The organism is Microcoleus sp. B5-D4 (assembly GCF_036705145.1).
Classification (GTDB): domain Bacteria; phylum Cyanobacteriota; class Cyanobacteriia; order Cyanobacteriales; family Microcoleaceae; genus Microcoleus.
The window spans coordinates 1-17,141 of record NZ_JAUBTV010000003.1 but is presented as its reverse complement, the minus strand read 5'-3'; the positions used below and the strand labels follow the sequence as shown (position 1 = coordinate 17,141).

Sequence of the window (17,141 nt, the reverse complement as noted above, 5' to 3'; positions counted from 1 at the left end):
CCCGACTGAATTTCAGCTATTGTATGCAGTTAAGCTGATTACATCAAACCGATTTGAGAGAGAATGCCTTGACCGGTGATGTATTCGGTAGCTAAGCCGATAACGAAGCCCAACATAGCCAAACGGCCGTTCCAGGTTTCAGCAAACTCAGTGAAGCCAACTTTTGCGTCTTTGTTTTCCATGACCATAAACCTCGTTTAATTTCAACCTTATGTAACTAAACTTAACACAGCAGTATAAAGTTTGCAACATATTTTTACATTGGGTTTTTACGACTTAGGCATGGGGGCCCAGAAACCGGGTTTTTTACCCAATCTGCGGGCTGTAACGCGTTTTCTCGTAAAAAACCCGGTTTCTTTGGTTGTGATGCGTCCAGGACTGTCTGAAAAAAATCAGGTAAATGTACCACTAGCCCTTGACATCCGATACTTAAACTGTTATGTTCCAATGATACAGCTCAGATAGACACCCGCATTCAAAAGCAAAGAGTGTTGGTTAAGTCGTCTCAGCGGTAGGATGTGCAGATTTCGGGTAAGCGTCCTAAAGCCCCGTTGATATAGACATTCAAGTTAATGTCGTTTCAACTGGAATAAATAGGTCAGTTGGCACGACATTTGTTTGAATTTCTATATCAACGGGTTTTTAGGACGCCTGTCCGAAATCTGCATATCCTATCGCTGAGACGCTAACCAAGCAAGTACACACTAAATTAATAGTATGTAAGTCAAGAGTTTTGTTAAATGGGAAATGTCCCTCTTGAGCAAACTCAAAAACAATACTTCTTTGGTTAGATGCTTAATTTATTGATGCTGTCCTGCAAACATAGTTTTAGGACACAGAAAAATGACGAACCATCATTCAATCATTGGCAAACAGACCAAGCAGTCTCAGGCTTTAGTTTCTATTTACGTCGATCTTCAGAATGCAAACTCTATTAAACATCTAGGTAGTCTATTGCTAGAATTTGCCAAATTTCAGGGGAGCTTAATTGACGCAAAAGTCTACTACAATTCACTCTGTCCCGATCAAGTCTCTGCAAAAGACAAGCTACAAAACGTTGGTTTTAAATGTATCGATGTTCCCTGTCCTCTAAAAAATAGTGCAGATAATCAATTGATAGCTGACTGTCTTGAGGATATTGACAGCAATCAGTCTCCCGATACAGTTATCCTTTTATCAGGAGATGGGGACTTTATAAAATTGGTTCGCAACCTGCAAAAATTGGACAAAAAAGTTATAGTCTTTGCTGAGCAAGGTCAGATCAAACAAAGGCTGAAAGAACTTGTGGGTAGTGACTTCCACTTTCTGGATGAATTGCCTAGCTTGGTAGCGTCCAAGACTCAGCAGCAGATACAAAATATTCAGTGTCAACTCACTTACAGTGAGGCAGTTGAGTATTTGATGGAAGCTATAAAAACAGCATTAAGCAAAGGGAAGGGTACAGGATTAGGTTTTATTAACAACCTAATGTTGCAGCTTTTTCCCAAGTATCAGGGAGTAACTTTTGTCTGCCAACATCAGGGAAAAACATTTTCACGCTTTAGCGAGTTGGTTAAGGCTGCCGTGAAAGATGGAAAAATCCGATTGCAGGATCAGCAATTGTTTGTAATAGAAGCAGATAAATTATCTGCATAAAGTGGCACAGTCCGCCAGGGAATGAATTCCCTGTCTAATAGCTAAAGTCGGTTAAAACCGACTGACAGTTAAAAAACACAATCTTCAGTCCTCTTAAGAGGACTTTAGCTATGAGCCAGGGGTTTTAACCCCTGGCGGACTGACGGAGTAACCGACTAATAGTAGATAGAACCGCCAAATATCTGTTAAAATTTACCTCACCGCAGATAGCAAAAATCCAGTTTATTTGATAAACTAGATTCTCCAAACCAACCGCTATCTGCGGCTATTTCATGTCCACATAATAACACCAAACTCCAAAAACAATAACCCTTAAAAAAATCTCATGCCATTAACTAATCCAACACAAGAACTCCAAATTACCCTTCCCGAATTCAACAATGAAAAACTGCTGCGCCAAGCGCTCACCCACCGTTCCTACGTCAACGAAAACCCCACATTCCGCGAAGAAGACAACGAACGCTTAGAATTTCTCGGCGATGCTTTGCTGACTTTTCTCAGCGGCGAATATCTCTATCAGCGTCATCCAGAAATGGGAGAAGACCAACTGACTCGCCGGCGTTCTGCATTAGTAGATGAAAAACAATTAGCCAGATTTGCTACTGAAATAGGTTTAGACTTAAAAATGCGGCTCGGAAAAGGAGCTTATCGAGAAGGTGGGATTACTAATCCAAATTTGCTCAGCAGCACTTTTGAAGCATTTATTGGCGCTTACTATCTCGACACGCAAGACATGGATAAAGTTCGCAGCTTTGTGCAACGAATGTTTGATTCTGTTCCCGAAAATGTTGTGGAAACTCGATCGACTGTAGACTCGAAAAATCGCTTTCAAGAATGGGTACAGGCCAATGGTGACACGACTCCCCCCAAATACGTGACAGTCCAAGCAGGAGGCACACCCCACAAGCCGGAATTTATCGCTAAAGTTTATGTTGCAGAGAAACTCTATGGAGAAGGTAAAGGCAAAAGCAAAAAAGATGCTGAGAAAAATGCGGCCGAAGATGCGCTAGCAAAGCTGAAAAAACGCGGACTGATCTAAACTTGAAAACATTGGTAAAAACTACTAGCTTTTTTGTGCGATTCCGGCGTTGGCCAAGCCCTCGAAGACGATCGCCCGAATTGATTGCCAGAGCACACAATGGGCTATAATCAGGACTTGTGCAAGTGTTACCGCCGTCGATCGAGGGTTGCAAGGGCAGAAATTCGTTGACGAGTCGCCGAGTGTCGATCGTAATTTTGGGAAATATCAGAGCAATTCATGTCTACTCAAAACCAGACTACCCTAACTGTTGAAGAAGCACAGCAAATCCTCAAAGATTTTACTTGTCTGGATATGCAATCTGTAGCATCGCCGCTGGAAAAACAGGCACTCCGTCAAGCGATTTTGCTGGTAGCAAGTTTGTCGGATTATCAAATGTTGGGAGTGTGCGCTTCTTCGACGGATGAGGGGTTTTTAGCTTTAGAAGCTTATTTAAAAGCTTTGGGATATCAAGCTGTTTTAGATCCCAATGCTGTCTCGACCTTTGCTGACTCGGTTTATATTAAGTTCAATACTTTGAAGGGGTCGTATTATGTTGACGGCTATCCCGGAACTTACCGGGGCGTTTTGATTTCTTGTCAATCTTCCTCAGAAGATGGAGTTAGTGGCACTTACGGTCATTTACCTCTCGATTTATTTGTTGATTAATTTGTCAGTAGTCAGTAGTCAGTAGTCAGTAGTCAGTAGTCAGTCGATCGACTAAATTGAATCAAAAACTGACTGAAAGCATCCAGGATACAAGCCCCCGAATTTATCCGTGGGGTCAATGCTTCAATCTAAAATCTAAAATTTAAAATCTAAAATCGATTGACTGATGCACCTTACTAAGCTGTAGGGTGCGTCAGCCCGCCCTTCAATTCAGTTGAATCTCATATGTTGCACCATTCTCAATTAGCCTTTTAGGAACAGGCTTTTCGGCCTGTTCCACAAGAAAATTTATCTTTTGTGGAACGGGCCGGAGAGCCCGTTTTTGAGAATGGTGCAAGATGTAAGTTGAATCAAACACCGACTGACGCACCTTACTAAAATTAACCCTTACCAACGATCAATTCTGCCTCTGGTGCCGATGTGGTTTCTTCGGGCGGCAGTCCCAAAATATCGCTGTACAAGTTGATGTATTTCCGGGCCGAAATATCCCAGCTAAAATCTTCTCTCATGCCGCGCTGTTGCAGTTCTCTCCACTTATCTTTGTAGCGGAAACCTTCCCAAGTTCTGATCATGCAGGTGAACAAGTCGAGGGGTTCGTAGCGATCGAAACAGTAACCGGTACCTGTATTGTCGATCGGGTTGTTGTGGGAAACGGTATCGACTAAACCGCCGGTGCGACGAACCATTGGCACGCACCCGTAGCGGAGGGCGAGCATTTGGCTAATGCCGCAGGGCTCGAAACGGCTGGGCATCAGGAAGCTGTCGCAGCCTGCGTAAACGCGCCGGGAAAGGGCCTCGTTGTAAAGTAGTTGGGTGGACATCCTACCGGGATAGCGGGCTGTCATTTGCCAGAGTTGGGTTTCGTAGTAGCGATCGCCCGTTCCGAGTACAATAAATTGAGCGTCCGTATAGGCCATGAACAGATCGAGCATTTGAATTATCAAATCCAATCCCTTCTGTTCTACCAGCCTTGTCACCATGCCGATCAAAAAGGCATTTTTATTTACTTCCAAGCCGACTTCTTCTTGCAGCGCAATTTTATTAGCAGGGCGCTTTTCAATAGTATCAGCACTAAATTGTTGATGGAGGTACTTGTCAGTTGCTGGGTTGTAAGATTCTGTATCAATTCCATTCAAAATGCCCGATACTTTACCGCCGAGGTAAGACAGCAAACCTTCCAAAGTTTCCCCATAAGCTGGGGTTTTGATTTGCTCGGCGTAAGTCGGTGAAACTGTATTTACTCGATCGGCAAACTGTACTGCGGCAGCCATTGTATTGTGACCTTGCATATACCAAGGACACCAAGTCATCTGCTCCAAACGCCAGCGCCACGGCCCTTGATAAGCTAAATTGTGAATAGTAAAAACCGTGCTGATATCGGGGTCTTGGCTCATCCAAACAGGTATCATCCCCGTATGCCAGTCGTGACAGTGGATAATTTGGGGCTTCCAATGATTCCAGGCAAATTCAGCCGCAGCATTGGCAAAGAAAGTGAACCTCCAATCTTCATCTACACCGCCGTAAACGCGGCGCGGTAAGAAAGATGGATGTTGTAATAAGTATAAAGGTACATCGGTTCCCGGCAAAACAGTTTCAAACACCGAGAAGCTTTGGAACATGGCAGACCCATCCCAAACAGGTTTTTTGGGAACGTCCATTTTGTCGGGGACGAAACCGTAGTAGGGCATGAAGATGCGGACATCGTGGCCCATGCGCCGCAGAAATTTCGGCAAAGCGCCGACGACATCGCCCATACCGCCCACTTTGGCGAGGGGTGATGCTTCGGCGGATACAAATAAAATACGCATTATTTTTTTGTGTTCCTTGAGATTGTTAGTCTAGATTAAGTTTAAATGGCGAGCGGCACAATATTAACGCGCCTGCCAAAAACAAGTATAAATCTGAGTTGCTGTAGCGATCGCACTTTACTCAAGAATGCGATCGCGCTTTTTCCATCCGTGTTTATCGGCGGCGCTGTGCGGTGAAAAAAAGAGCGATCGATTTTATGATAAATATTGAATAAAATCTGTAGGGGCGGGTTCACCAAAATATTTGCCACCCACCGATAATCTTGATAAACCCGCCCCCACCCAACCAATAACCCCGATCGACCATTTCCCCCACCGTTAAATACAATTAATTTTTAATTTCTGGGTGGGGTGGGGGCGGGTTTTTATCATTTGTCTGTGGTGTCAAATATCTAGGCGAACCCGCCCCTACATTGGTGGTTAAATGTGGGATAAAATCTACCGACAACTCCCGACTAATTCTGAGAATTGTCCTCAAAAGTCTCCTCAAATCCGGCTAGAAAATCATCCAAAGCTTCAGAGGCGATCGCCAAATTAATACTGTCGGCATCTTCCAATCCCCAGGTATTCACACCAACCACTTGACCAGCCATATTAATCAACGGGCCGCCAGAATTTCCGGGATTAATCGCCGCATCAGTTTGCAACACCTTCACCTCAGCAACATCTTCTTCATCGTCGCCTTCTTCATATTCCTCGGGTTCGCGAATTGCACTCACAATACCTTGAGTTACAGTTGAAGCAAACTGCCCCAAAGGATTGCCCACAGCAATTACTCTATCTCCCACTTTCACATCCAAAGATAACTCTAGGGGAGGATATTCTTGGGGAGACTCGACTTGTTCCCCTGTGTTCGGGTCGAAGGTAAAATCGCTAATTAAGAGTAATGCTAAATCTTCTTCAGCATTACCAGTAAACACCACCTCTGCCAATCTCAATTTTCCGTCGTGAGTTTCGACTAAAACCTGTTCAATTTCATCTTCTTCATACAAGTAATCTTCATCGGCAATATCTTCTACCACGTGATAGTTCGTGACAATTATGTCCGGCGATACAAAGAACCCGCTTCCAGAAGAAATCTCTTCTTCTGTATCCCAATCCATGACGTAAATTGAAACTACGGAAGGCAAGATTTGCTCGACTACATCCGAAAAACTTCCGGCTTGAGTTTTGAACTCTTTCAATTGCTTCTGCAAAGCTTGTTGGTCTGCCTGCATTTTGCTATAAAGTTGCTGAACCTTTTTCACTTCCAGCTTTAATTGAATTTCTCTAGCGCTCATATTTTGGCTTTCCTGAAATAAATTGCTGATTAATTTTGGATGTGTGGTTGTAGATTTTGGATGGGTATGTTAAGAATTATAGGACTTACGAAAAAAAACCGGTTTTTACCATAAATCTTGGGCTATACAGCGAGACTTACATCAGAAACCGGGTTGCTTAACACCCGTGCGGAGCGTCCTAAATTAGTCTGATATTTTTGAAATCTATCGCGCAAGTCCTACCTTAAATCCCATCATAAATCTACAATCAGACTGCTACTCTACCTGTTTTGCCAAAGCAAACCGCCTGTTATTTTTATTTTACAAAAGGCGATATATCGCGTCTAAAAGCATTGACAAAGAGATGCCGATCGCCTTTAGGAACCACGTTGAACTTCGACAAATATTTCCTCCAAAATTTCACTAGCACCCTGTTGGCGCAAGCGGTGAGCGAGGTCAATTCCGATCATTTCAGCAGTCTCAGCGGCGCCGGAAACACTATCTTTGACGAATCGCTGGCCGTCGAGACTCGATACCATTCCGGTTAAGGTTAATTGACCGTTTTCTATTTTGGTATTGACGCCGATCGGCACTTGACAGCCGCCTTCTAATTCCCGCAGAAATGCGCGTTCGGCATAACATCTTTGGGCGGTTTCCGAGTGTTCGAGAGCTTTAATCACTGCCATGATTTCTGTGTCTCCGGCGCGGCATTCGATGCCCAAAGCACCTTGTCCTACGGCGTGAAGGGAGATTTCAGCAGGGATAATTTGGTGGATGCGATCGCCCATTCCCAATCTTTCGAGGCCGGCAACTGCTAAAATAATCGCGTCGTAACCGCCCTCATCTAATTTAGCGAGTCTAGTATTGAGATTGCCGCGAATATCTTTAAATTCAAAATGAGGGAAATGGTGTCGCAGTTGAGCTAGCCGCCGCAGGGAAGAAGTGCCGATTACTGAACCTTCAGGCAGGGTGTCGAGTTGCTTGTCTTTGTGCTTGGAGTGAACTACCAGGGCGTCAGCGGGATTTTCCCGTTCGGTGACGCATCCTAAAATTAAACCTTCGGGCAAATTGGTAGGCAAATCTTTGAGGGAATGAACGGCAAAGTCCGTTTCATTGTTAATCATTCCCGTTTCTAATTCTTTGGTGAAAAGTCCTTTATCGCCAATTTTAGCGAGGGCGACATCAAGAATTATGTCCCCTTGGGTGGACATGGTGTGGACTTCAAAAGTGTGTTGCGGGAAGTGTTTCTGTAGCTGTTCTTGCACCCAGTGGGTTTGCACGAGAGCGAGTTGGCTTTTGCGGGAACCGATGCGAACGGTTCGGGAAGGGGCAGATGTGGTTGGGGACATAAGATCGATCGGAGGATAGCTTGAAATCAGCCAATATATTCACCTGATCTAGCGTACCGCAGGTGGGGACTTTAATTGCTGGTTGGGACAATTCGGGCGATAAAATAGAAATACCAGATTTTGACCGCCTGTTTGAAAAAAGGATGTAACGGTAGGCAAGCTCCAAACCTTTACATAATAAGCCATTGCCAATCTAAAATCTAAAATCTAAAATCTAAAATGGTATGACCGCCAGTAGCAGTGAGTCTTGATGATGTTTCTCATCCAGCATTGGGAGTCGCTGGCATGGGGGCGATCGACATTCTGAAGCAAAGGCTGCCGACGATGTACGATTTACTGAGATGTTGCACCATTGTCAATAAGCCTTTTAGGAACGGGCTCTCCGGCCCGTTCCACAAGAAAATCTACTCTTTGTGGAACAGGCATCTTGCCTGTTCTTGAGAATGGTGCAAGATGTAATATTTACCTAGGGTAGAGCCGGATGAACCTGGTTGACATGAGGAGTTAGCTTAGCTGCAGCGAGAAAGAATTAGCTTAAAGATTGCGGGATTTGGGGAGAGAAATGTAGTGGCGAGGGGAAAAGGGCGATCGTATTTATTTTTACCAGCTTCGTTGACCAAAGGGCGATTCCCTACTCTTCGGGAACCCCTGCAGGAAGATAGCTTCGCTCGCGCGTACCTTTTCCATTTCCAGCAAAATTTAACGTTGCCCTGCTTGAATTGCAGAATTTGCTATCTGGACAACTTCTTGCTGCCGTGCGTTTTTCCTTGTGACTCGGTACAGCACCCCCAGCCTTTGCCACTCAACAAAAGCAGTGCAGTAAGCACCGCAATTATTGAAATAAATCCCCCTGAATCCGCCTGCCAATTCAACGCTTCTGTAAGTATCCTGCGGCAATTGCGAAGGAGGCGAAAACGGTTCATTTCTTTTAGCTTCGATTGTGCCGAAATAACAAGCTCCCGCGCGGCATCCTTTGCCTAAATACATTCCCACAATGTAACCGTTGGCACCGGCTTGCACATCAAAATCAAGTTGCTGAATGTCAGATAAAGGAAGTCTACTCGGAAGAAAAACAGGCACTCGCGTTTTGCCTTTGATTTGTCTAAAGATGTTACTAGCAGGAAAACGACTGTTAGCTTGGTTTGCACCTGAGTTATCGGGGATTTGGGGAAACTTTTGCACAAAATTCCTCCACTGCACAACTCTATTTTTAGCAATGTTAAAAGTGGGAATCGAGTATTTTTCTAGCGCAAAAGAAGGGCGACCGTTTGTCAGGTTAAAGCTGCGGCGAATCACTGTACTTTCTGGTTTCCCTAACCCGTAAGTTGTGGCTATGGAACGGGCGAGATTGCAGCTAATTTTGAAGCGTCCCATCTCAATATTGCCATTTTCCGCTTGATAAGACCAATTGTAACCCTCAGAAGCACGATCGCGATCGCACAGAAAATGAGAAATCTCAAACATCTTGGCAATATGAACATCGTACAACCGCAACTTGCGGCTGCCGGCAGATTTTGCAGTATTGCGATCGGGTACAATAAATTGTATCGGTTGCCAGCTATCTTCAGGGGAAAAATTAAACCAGCGGATTTCTGTTATGGGGAGTTCAGTCCTTGCTAACGCTGAGTTTGGTGTCAAAGGTGCGATAGTAAAAGCAGTCACCACACAAGCAAAAATCGCCGCAAATAGCCATCTTCTCCTCATCCTGATTTCCCCCTAAGTAGGTCAGCGCAAAAAAACCATAGCATCTTGTAAGAGGCGAGTGCGAGTTAAGATATATCATACAATAACGGTCAGGTACGCACGGAGCACCCTACAGATAAAAGTTGTGCGTCCCCACTACAAAACTTAACGCTTCCGAGCTAGAATAGCTGAATTTGCTATTAAAATTAAATCAGATTCTCGTCCGTTCTTAAGGGCTACGGTATACATAAAACCCCGACTTTTCCACTCGATAGTTGCTGTGCAGTAAGCCCCGCAACCATTGTGAAAAACTCCTTTCACTCGGTCAGCCAGTTGAACATTTTTTAAAGTCTTAGTTACCCCTTCTACTTTGGTAGAAAACTCACCGCCTTTCTGACCTCGAATTTCCCCAAAAGTGCAAGCTCCCGCACCTCGGCAATCTGCTGTATACTCCATTGAAATAGTATAGCTGTCCGTTTTCCCTTCGCTTTGATAGTAAATCTTCTGCGAAATAGGAAGCCGGGTGGGGAGGAAAATTGGTACTTGTGTTTTGCCTTTTAACTTTTGCAAAATTTGACTTACCGGAACAACAGTACCCGCTACAGCAACAGATTGGGTTTCCCGCGGTAGCTGCGACAATTCGCACGCACCAAAAACTCGCGATACAGGTACTAAAGCAGTCAATACACACGTAGAAGTCGCCAAAAGTAATAATTTATTGTTCATTATTTTTTTCCTTACTGTCGAAATAGTCCTGTTTTTTGGTTAAGCGCATTCACCTATTTACAACCATACTCCAAAATACAAACTTCACAATAGGGATTCCGAAAAAAAGCAAGTTTAATTTTTTCTTACAAATTCACTAAAATATGCAGTTACCGATAAAATAGAAAAGGCGACAAATTTAGGAAGAGAACGTGGAACTGCAAGATTATTTACGCCAGCACGGATTGGAAACCTTGTCCGAAACTTATCATATCAAAGTTACCCGCCACCGCCAATATCCCGATTTAGTCTGTCTGAAATACTCGCAGATAGAATCTCCCCTGGGCGAAAAAATAGTCCAGCAGTGCCGAGGCATTATTTTAGATTCATCTCAAGATTGGCAGATAGTTTCTTATCCCTACGACAAATTTTTTAATTACGGAGAAATTCACGCCGCTGCAATTGATTGGACAAATGCCAAAGTTTACCAAAAACTAGATGGTTCTTTGACTGTACTGTATTTTTACAAGGGAGAATGGAGAGTGCAATCTAGCGGCACTCCCGACGCCGCCGGCGAAGTTAACGGTTTTGGATTCAGCTTTGCCGAACTTTTTTGGAAAGTTTGGCAAGAATTGGGATATCAATTGCCACAAGAAACCGACCAGTGTTTTATCTTTGAGTTGATGACGCCTTACAATAGAATAGTTGTCCAGCAACAAAACAATCAAATCGTGCTGCACGGGGTTCGCAACACTCAAACGCTGCTAGAAACAGATCCGAGTATTTGGGCTAATAAATACGGCTGGGAATTGGTAGCATCCTATCCTTTAACTAGCTGGAAAGAAGTTATCGAAGCGGCTCAACATTTAGATCCGATGAATTCGGAAGGGTATATTATCTGCGATGCTAACTTCAACAGAGTTAAAGTAAAGTCTCCGCAATATGTCGCGATTTCCCATCTGCGCGAAGGGTTTTCGACCCGCAGGATGATCGAGATTGTTTTAACTAATGAAGGAGAAGAGTTTTTAGCTTATTTTCCTGAGTGGAGTGAGTTGTATCAACAAGTTAAGGACAAATATCAATCTTTGGTTGAAGAAATCGAGGAAGCTTACCGACAGCACGAACATATCGAAGTTCAGAAAGATTTTGCATTAGCTGTGAAACATTTGCCGTATTCCGGGATTTTGTTTTCTTTGCGGGCCCGAAGAGTTGCGGGAGTGAAAGAAGCTCTCCGTGATGTTACTATTCATAAAATAGAAGAGTTGCTGGGTTTAGATTACATCCATTTAGGTTTGTAGAAGAAGGCACTACACGGATTTTGACACGGATACACGGATTAATGATGGAGCGTGAGGCAGATGTTTAAGGAAGAGGGAAGTTCGGCAACGGATTATGTAACGGATGTAACGGATGGAATGAAGAGGTAAGTATTTAAACAATTCCCAATGCCCAATTACAAATTACCAATTACAAATTACCAATTACCATGAAGAGAGTTATTGTACTTGTTGGTTTACCTGCTTCGGGAAAATCTCAATTTGCTAGGGAATTGCTGCTGTCGGAACCTGCAAAGTGGGTGCGTAGCAATAAAGATTTGCTCAGAGAAATGGCTCACGCTTCTCATTGGTCGCCTGCGAATGAAAAGTTTATTGTGCAGTTGAGAGATACGATTATTTTGATGGCTTTGGAAAGTGGCAAGCACGTCATTGTTGATGATACTAATTTTGGGCCTCACATCGAGCATATCAAGGAGTTGGTTAAAGGTAAAGCTGTTGTCGAAGTTAATGATTCTTTCCTACAAGTTCCGGTGGAGGAATGTATTAAACGGGATTTGAAAAGACTTAATTCGGTGGGCAAAGATGTGATTATGAAGATGTACAATAAGTACGTGCGGGTTCCCGTTGTGCCGCCGGAATATAACCCGGATTTGCCGGATGCAATTATTGTTGATATGGACGGCACATTAGCGCTTCTCAATGGCAGAAATCCTTTTGATGCTTCTACGTGCGATCGCGATTTGCCCAATCCGCCGGTTTTAGATACCGTTCGCAAGTGGCAAACCAGCGCTAATATTATCGTAGTGTCGGGGAGAACGGATGATTGTCAGCCTCAAACTGAGAAATGGTTGCAGCAGTACGATGTCAATTATGCTGCTCTTTATATGCGGAAAACGGGAGATATGAGGAAGGATGCGATTATTAAAGAGGAATTCTATCGGCAGCATATTGATGGAAAGTATAACATAAAGTTTGTTTTGGACGATCGCCAGCAAGTTGTTGATATGTGGAGAGGCTTGGGATTGACGGTATTCCAAGTAGATGAAGGGGATTTTTAAGGCTGGGTTTGTTTGACAATTGTCCCATGCCTAATGCTATAATCAAAGTAACATTACAAAAAATTTTGTTATGATAGCCATTCCCCAAGCACCCCAAAAAATGACGGTTGAGGAATACCTAGAATGGGAAGCTCAACAAGAGATTCGCCACGAATATGTCAACGGCGAAGTTTTTGCCATGACGGGCAGTACAATTCCCCATAACGATCTTGCACTTAACTTTTACAGGAACTTGTACCCGCATCTGCGTTCCAGAGGCTGTCGGATGAACGTGTCAGATGTGAAATTGCAAGTCAGTTTTCAAAGCCGTTACTACTACCCTGATGTGATAGTCAGTTGCGACCCTCAAGACCTGGATTCCCGCAAATTCATTCAGAATCCTAAAATCATTGTGGAAGTTCTTTCTCCCAGTACAAGTGCTAAAGATCGGGATGAAAAATTCACTTGTTACCTAAAAATTCCGACTTTGCAAGAGTATATCTTGATTGATTCACAAAAGATTTTTGTTGAGCGTTACTGTCGGGGAGAGGGCAGAATGTGGCTGTACTATTCTTACACTGCTGGGGAGATTATCACTTTATCAAGCATTGAGTTTGATTTGCCGATCGCACTTCTGTATGAAGGTGTGGGATTTGAAACAGAAACAGAAACGTAAATGGGAAGATTGAAACCGCAATCTCTGTAGGGGCGGGTTCACCGAAATCTTTAACACAAATCAAACAATCTGATAAACCCGCCCGCCAACGCCCAATTTTACATCAACATTTGATTCAATAAATTAATGGTAAATTTGTATTTGCGATCGGGTGGGGGCGGGTTTAGGAGATTATTAATTTTTTCCATAGATGGTTGGTGAACCCGCCCCTACGGTTCAATTGTACCTGGTGTTGATTCAATACAGTTCAAACTATCGCGTCCAAGCCAGCCATTTATTAAACAAATTTTTCACAAACGGAGTCAAACGAGTGCGATTGTAAGCATCTCCCGCTTTCCGAATTGCATCAGCTTGTGTGGGATACGGGTGAATTGTGCTAGCAATCTTTCCCAAACCAATATTGTTAACCATTGCCAAAGTAATCTCGCCGATCATATCCCCAGCGTGTCGGGCTACAATAGTTGCACCTAATATTTTATCGCTGCCTTTTTTGACGTGAATTTTCACAAATCCTTCCTCTTCGCCGTCAATAATTGCCCGATCGACTTTATCGAAAGGAATTAAAAACGTATCGATATCAATGCCTTTTTCCTTAGCTTCGTATTCGCCCAATCCGACGCGCGCAATTTCCGGGTTTGTGTAAGTACACCAAGGTATCGTCAAAGCGCTGAGCTTTTTGCGCCCGAAAAATAGAGTGTTTTGAATCACTATCCTCGCGGCAAAATCAGCAGCGTGAGTAAATTTATGTTTCATGCAAATATCGCCGGCGGCATAAATGCGGGGATTAGTAGTTTGCAAATTGTCGTTGACAAATACGCCTTTTTGTGTATCGTATTCAACGCCGATCGCCTCCAGATTCAATCCTTCCACATTGGGCGATCGCCCTGTACTCACAATAATTTCATCTACTGTTACCGATGCTTCCTTACCTTGAGATTTATAATAAATTACTTTGCCTGCATTTGTTTTCTCAACGCGCTCTATTGTGGATTCTAGTATTAGTTGAGTTTCTTCGCGTACAAAAGCCTGCTGCACAATGGTAGCAGCCTCCGCATCTTCCTTATCTAAAATCTGAGCATTTTTGTGCAGCAATACGACTTCGGAACCCAGCCGCCGAAAGGCTTGAGCCAATTCGCAGCCGATCGGCCCTGCGCCAATTACTGCCAAACGCTGAGGTCTTTCTGTCAGGTTAAACACAGTTTCATTTGTCAGATATCCAGCTTCTTGTAAGCCGGGAATTTGTGGTTGTCGCGCCCTTGCACCTGTGGCAATTACTGCTTTTTTAAATCGGAGAGTTTGACCTGCAACTTCTATGGTATTATTGCTAGTAAAACGACCCGAACCCAGAAAAACATCGACTCCTAATTTCTCCTGATATCGTTGAACAGAATCAACATCGCTGATTCCCGCCCTAATCCGGCGCAGCCGTTCCATCACAGCGGCAAAATCCACTTCTACACTGTCCGAAACATTAACACCAAATTTATTTGCTTCCCAGATATCGCCTACAGTGCGGGACGATCGAATTAAAGCTTTTGACGGCACACAACCGACATTCAAACAGTCGCCGCCCATCAAATGTTTTTCAATCAAAGCAACTTTCGCGCCCAAACCTGCGGCGCCTGCAGCAACAATTAATCCAGCGGGACCCGCGCCAATTACTACTAAATTATAACTGCTAGCAGGCTGCGGATTTTCCCAATCTGGCGGATGCAAATAGGAGACTAATTTCTGGTTGTGTTCGTCCATCGGGGGGACAGTTACGCGATCGACTTTTGACTGCGACATTGGCAAATTCTCCTAATTAAATACTTTCTTCCAAAGCTTTGCTGGCTATGCGAGTGATAAAGACAGTAACAGCGACAGTAGCAAGAAAGCTGATAATATTAATCAACCATTTTACTGCGGAATCTTGAGGACTTTCATACACAGTTGCCGTGCCTATCGCAGCCACCTCTCCCACCAAAGAACCCGAGTAAACATACATAATTGTACCCGGTATCATGCCCAAGGAACCTAGCACGTAATCTTTCAAAGAAACTTGAGTAATTCCCAGAGCGTAATTCAATAAATTGAAAGGAAATAAAGGACAAAGACGAGTCAAAAAAACTATTTTTAATCCTTGTTGGGAAACTGCGCGATCGAGAGCTTTAAACTTGGGGTGAGATTCCATATATTTTACCACGCGATCGCGACACAAATAGCGCCCGATCGCAAAAGCAAATACAGCACCTAAAGTCGAAGCCGCAAATACGTAAACTGAACCCCACCACAAACCAAAAATCGCCCCCCCTCCCAGCGTCAGTAGCGAACCCGGTACAAACAGCACAGTAGCCAAGTTATAAGTAGCTACAAAAGCCACTGGCCCCCACCACCCTAAATCCTCGATCCGCATTAACAGAGTTCTCAAAACATCTTGAACGTAGGCGGATCTAGTTGCTACAATTAAGAGAGCGAGCAAAAGTGCGATCGAAAAAAACAACACTATGCGTTTAAATTTTACCCTAGCATAATCTTGGATTCGTTCTTTTGCCATGATTCACCCGCAAATATTTATCAGCATTATACTGCAAACTTAAATTATTACTGTAAACTACCCTAAAAGCGATCGTCATGACACCAAAAGCTACACTGCCAATCCCCGAACATTTCGACCCCAAAAAAGTAGGCGAAGTCTGGCGAGTCCCCTACCAAGAACGCGCCGCCCAAGCGAAAGATTGGGCTACACAGCACAGCATTCAGCCAGCATCCAGCGACACAAACCGCATTTGTTTGCTGATAATCGATGCCCAAAATACCTTTTGTTTGCCCGAATTTGAATTATTTGTGGGCGGGCGTTCCGGTAGTGGTGCCGTTGATGATAACCTGCGGCTGTGCGAATTTATTTATCGCAATTTAAACGCAATTACAACCATTGCGCCGACAATGGATACCCACACCGCCATGCAAATTTTTCATCCAATCTTTTGGATAAACGAAGCTGGCGAACACCCCCTACCAGCCGCAACTTCTATTACACTCGAAGATGTCCAAAAAGGCATTTGGAAAGTCAATCCCGCCATCGCCGATAGCATCAGCGGGGCTAATTTTTCAGCATTGGAAAAACAGGCTTTCCACTACGTCAAAAAACTCAGCGCCGATGGGAAATATCCCCTGACAATTTGGCCCTATCACTCAATGTTAGGTGGCATCGGACACGCGCTGGTTTCTGCGGTGGAAGAAGCTGTATTTTTTCATACTATAGCCCGCAACAGCCAAGCACTTTTTGAGATCAAAGGCGGGAATCCACTGACAGAAAATTATTCGGTTTTGCGACCGGAAGTTTTAGATGGATTCGACGGCAATCCGATTGCGGAAAAGAATGCTAAGTTTATTGATAAATTACTTGATTTTGATGCAGTAATTATTGCCGGACAAGCCAAAAGTCACTGCGTTGCTTGGACAATTGATGATTTGCTGACGGAAATTTTGGCGCGAGATCCGAATTTGGCAAAGAAGGTTTATTTGCTGGAAGATTGCACTTCACCTGTGGTGGTTCCGGGTGTTGTTGATTTTACGGAACAAGCAGATGCAGCTTATCACAAATTTGCGGCGGCGGGAATGAATATTGTTCAATCTACTGAGTTAATTCTGGGCGATTAAATACGAGTGTTTTATCTTGGGGTTTTCAGTGCAAAAAAAGTATACATAATTAACCAGAGGCGGTAATTTTTGTTCGCTTGGCACTCGGCTGCGATCGCATTTAACTGATTACTTATGAGATCATATCCGGTAAATCACTTACGATAGAAGCGTAGTTAAGGAGTTTCCTGATGGCTGAAAGCGAATTTTATAGTGTTGTTCTTTTTCGGGAGGCGAGTGTGCCAGCAATTTCAAAACTCTCGGTGGTCATCGCCATGACTCTTCTGAGCACAGTTAAGTAGTTAAACAAAATTAATTACATAAATAACTAATATGATATAATAAGAATATTAAGTATATTTAAAGAGGTTTTATATGTTTTTACTTCGAGATATTAATCCACT

At 43.7% G+C, this 17,141-nt stretch carries 16 protein-coding genes; 7 read left to right on the top strand and 9 right to left on the bottom strand.

The features are described from left to right. Positions 1-38: 38 nt before the first annotated feature. Positions 39-182, bottom strand: coding sequence for a chlorophyll a/b-binding protein (locus QUB10_RS02025; protein ID WP_096831166.1), 144 nt, complete (start codon positions 180-182; stop codon positions 39-41). Positions 183-843: 661 nt separating this feature from the next. Here QUB10_RS02025 and QUB10_RS02020 point away from each other — a divergent pair. From QUB10_RS02020 to QUB10_RS02010, 3 genes are all read left to right on the top strand, one after another. Next, positions 844-1,635 (top strand): NYN domain-containing protein, encoded by a 792-nt coding sequence (locus tag QUB10_RS02020; protein WP_333199042.1) that lies wholly within the window; start codon positions 844-846, stop codon positions 1,633-1,635. A gap of 325 nt (positions 1,636-1,960) precedes the next feature. After that, positions 1,961-2,674 carry a ribonuclease III gene (gene rnc, locus QUB10_RS02015; RefSeq protein ID WP_333199041.1) on the top strand — a complete coding sequence of 238 codons (714 nt, stop codon included), beginning with the start codon at positions 1,961-1,963 and terminating at the stop codon, positions 2,672-2,674. A gap of 219 nt (positions 2,675-2,893) precedes the next feature. Then, the gene (locus tag QUB10_RS02010) at positions 2,894-3,322 is read left to right on the top strand and encodes a DUF1824 family protein (RefSeq protein WP_333199039.1); all 429 of its coding nucleotides are present in this window, start codon (positions 2,894-2,896) and stop codon (positions 3,320-3,322) included. 380 nt (positions 3,323-3,702) lie between these two features. Here QUB10_RS02010 and glgA read toward each other — a convergent pair whose 3' ends face one another. The 6 genes from glgA to QUB10_RS01980 all read right to left on the bottom strand — a co-directional run bounded on the left by glgA (position 3,703) and on the right by QUB10_RS01980 (position 10,147). Beyond that, positions 3,703-5,130 carry a glycogen synthase GlgA gene (glgA, locus tag QUB10_RS02005; RefSeq protein WP_333199037.1) on the bottom strand — a complete coding sequence of 476 codons (1,428 nt, stop codon included), beginning with the start codon at positions 5,128-5,130 and terminating at the stop codon, positions 3,703-3,705. 41 nt (positions 5,131-5,171) lie between these two features. After that, on the bottom strand, positions 5,172-5,381 hold the full coding sequence (locus tag QUB10_RS02000) for a hypothetical protein (protein WP_333199036.1): 210 nt from the start codon (positions 5,379-5,381) through the stop codon (positions 5,172-5,174). 204 nt (positions 5,382-5,585) lie between these two features. Then, positions 5,586-6,410, bottom strand: a complete 825-nt coding sequence (locus tag QUB10_RS01995) for a S1C family serine protease (RefSeq protein WP_333199034.1) — start codon at positions 6,408-6,410, stop codon at positions 5,586-5,588. 356 nt (positions 6,411-6,766) lie between these two features. Next, positions 6,767-7,738, bottom strand: a complete 972-nt coding sequence (gene hemC / locus QUB10_RS01990; RefSeq protein ID WP_333199032.1) for a hydroxymethylbilane synthase — start codon at positions 7,736-7,738, stop codon at positions 6,767-6,769. A 699-nt stretch (positions 7,739-8,437) separates the two neighbouring features. After that, entirely contained in the window at positions 8,438-9,442 is a 1,005-nt protein-coding gene (locus QUB10_RS01985; protein ID WP_333199029.1) for a hypothetical protein, read from the bottom strand. A 144-nt stretch (positions 9,443-9,586) separates the two neighbouring features. Beyond that, complete coding sequence (locus QUB10_RS01980; protein ID WP_333199026.1) at positions 9,587-10,147, bottom strand: hypothetical protein; 561 nt, start codon at positions 10,145-10,147, stop codon at positions 9,587-9,589. Positions 10,148-10,338: 191 nt separating this feature from the next. On the opposite strand from QUB10_RS01980, the gene QUB10_RS01975 reads away from it, so the two are divergent. The 3 genes from QUB10_RS01975 (at position 10,339) to QUB10_RS01965 (ending at position 13,116) form a co-directional block, all read left to right on the top strand. Beyond that, entirely contained in the window at positions 10,339-11,424 is a 1,086-nt protein-coding gene (locus QUB10_RS01975) for a T4 RnlA family RNA ligase (protein WP_333199023.1), read from the top strand. A 188-nt stretch (positions 11,425-11,612) separates the two neighbouring features. Next, a complete protein-coding gene (locus QUB10_RS01970) occupies positions 11,613-12,461 on the top strand; it encodes a phosphatase domain-containing protein (RefSeq protein WP_333199020.1) in 849 nt (282 codons plus the stop codon). 70 nt (positions 12,462-12,531) lie between these two features. Further along, complete coding sequence (locus QUB10_RS01965; protein WP_333199018.1) at positions 12,532-13,116, top strand: Uma2 family endonuclease; 585 nt, start codon at positions 12,532-12,534, stop codon at positions 13,114-13,116. 252 nt (positions 13,117-13,368) lie between these two features. Here QUB10_RS01965 and QUB10_RS01960 read toward each other — a convergent pair whose 3' ends face one another. Together QUB10_RS01960 and QUB10_RS01955 are read right to left on the bottom strand one after the other, a co-directional pair. Further along, positions 13,369-14,904 carry a mercuric reductase gene (locus QUB10_RS01960; RefSeq protein ID WP_333199016.1) on the bottom strand — a complete coding sequence of 512 codons (1,536 nt, stop codon included), beginning with the start codon at positions 14,902-14,904 and terminating at the stop codon, positions 13,369-13,371. Positions 14,905-14,920: 16 nt separating this feature from the next. After that, positions 14,921-15,652 carry a TVP38/TMEM64 family protein gene (locus QUB10_RS01955; protein ID WP_333199014.1) on the bottom strand — a complete coding sequence of 244 codons (732 nt, stop codon included), beginning with the start codon at positions 15,650-15,652 and terminating at the stop codon, positions 14,921-14,923. A 77-nt stretch (positions 15,653-15,729) separates the two neighbouring features. Here QUB10_RS01955 and QUB10_RS01950 point away from each other — a divergent pair, with 77 nt between their 5' ends. Beyond that, positions 15,730-16,758, top strand: coding sequence for an isochorismatase (locus QUB10_RS01950; protein WP_333199011.1), 1,029 nt, complete (start codon positions 15,730-15,732; stop codon positions 16,756-16,758). The last annotated feature ends 383 nt before the right edge of the window (positions 16,759-17,141 follow it).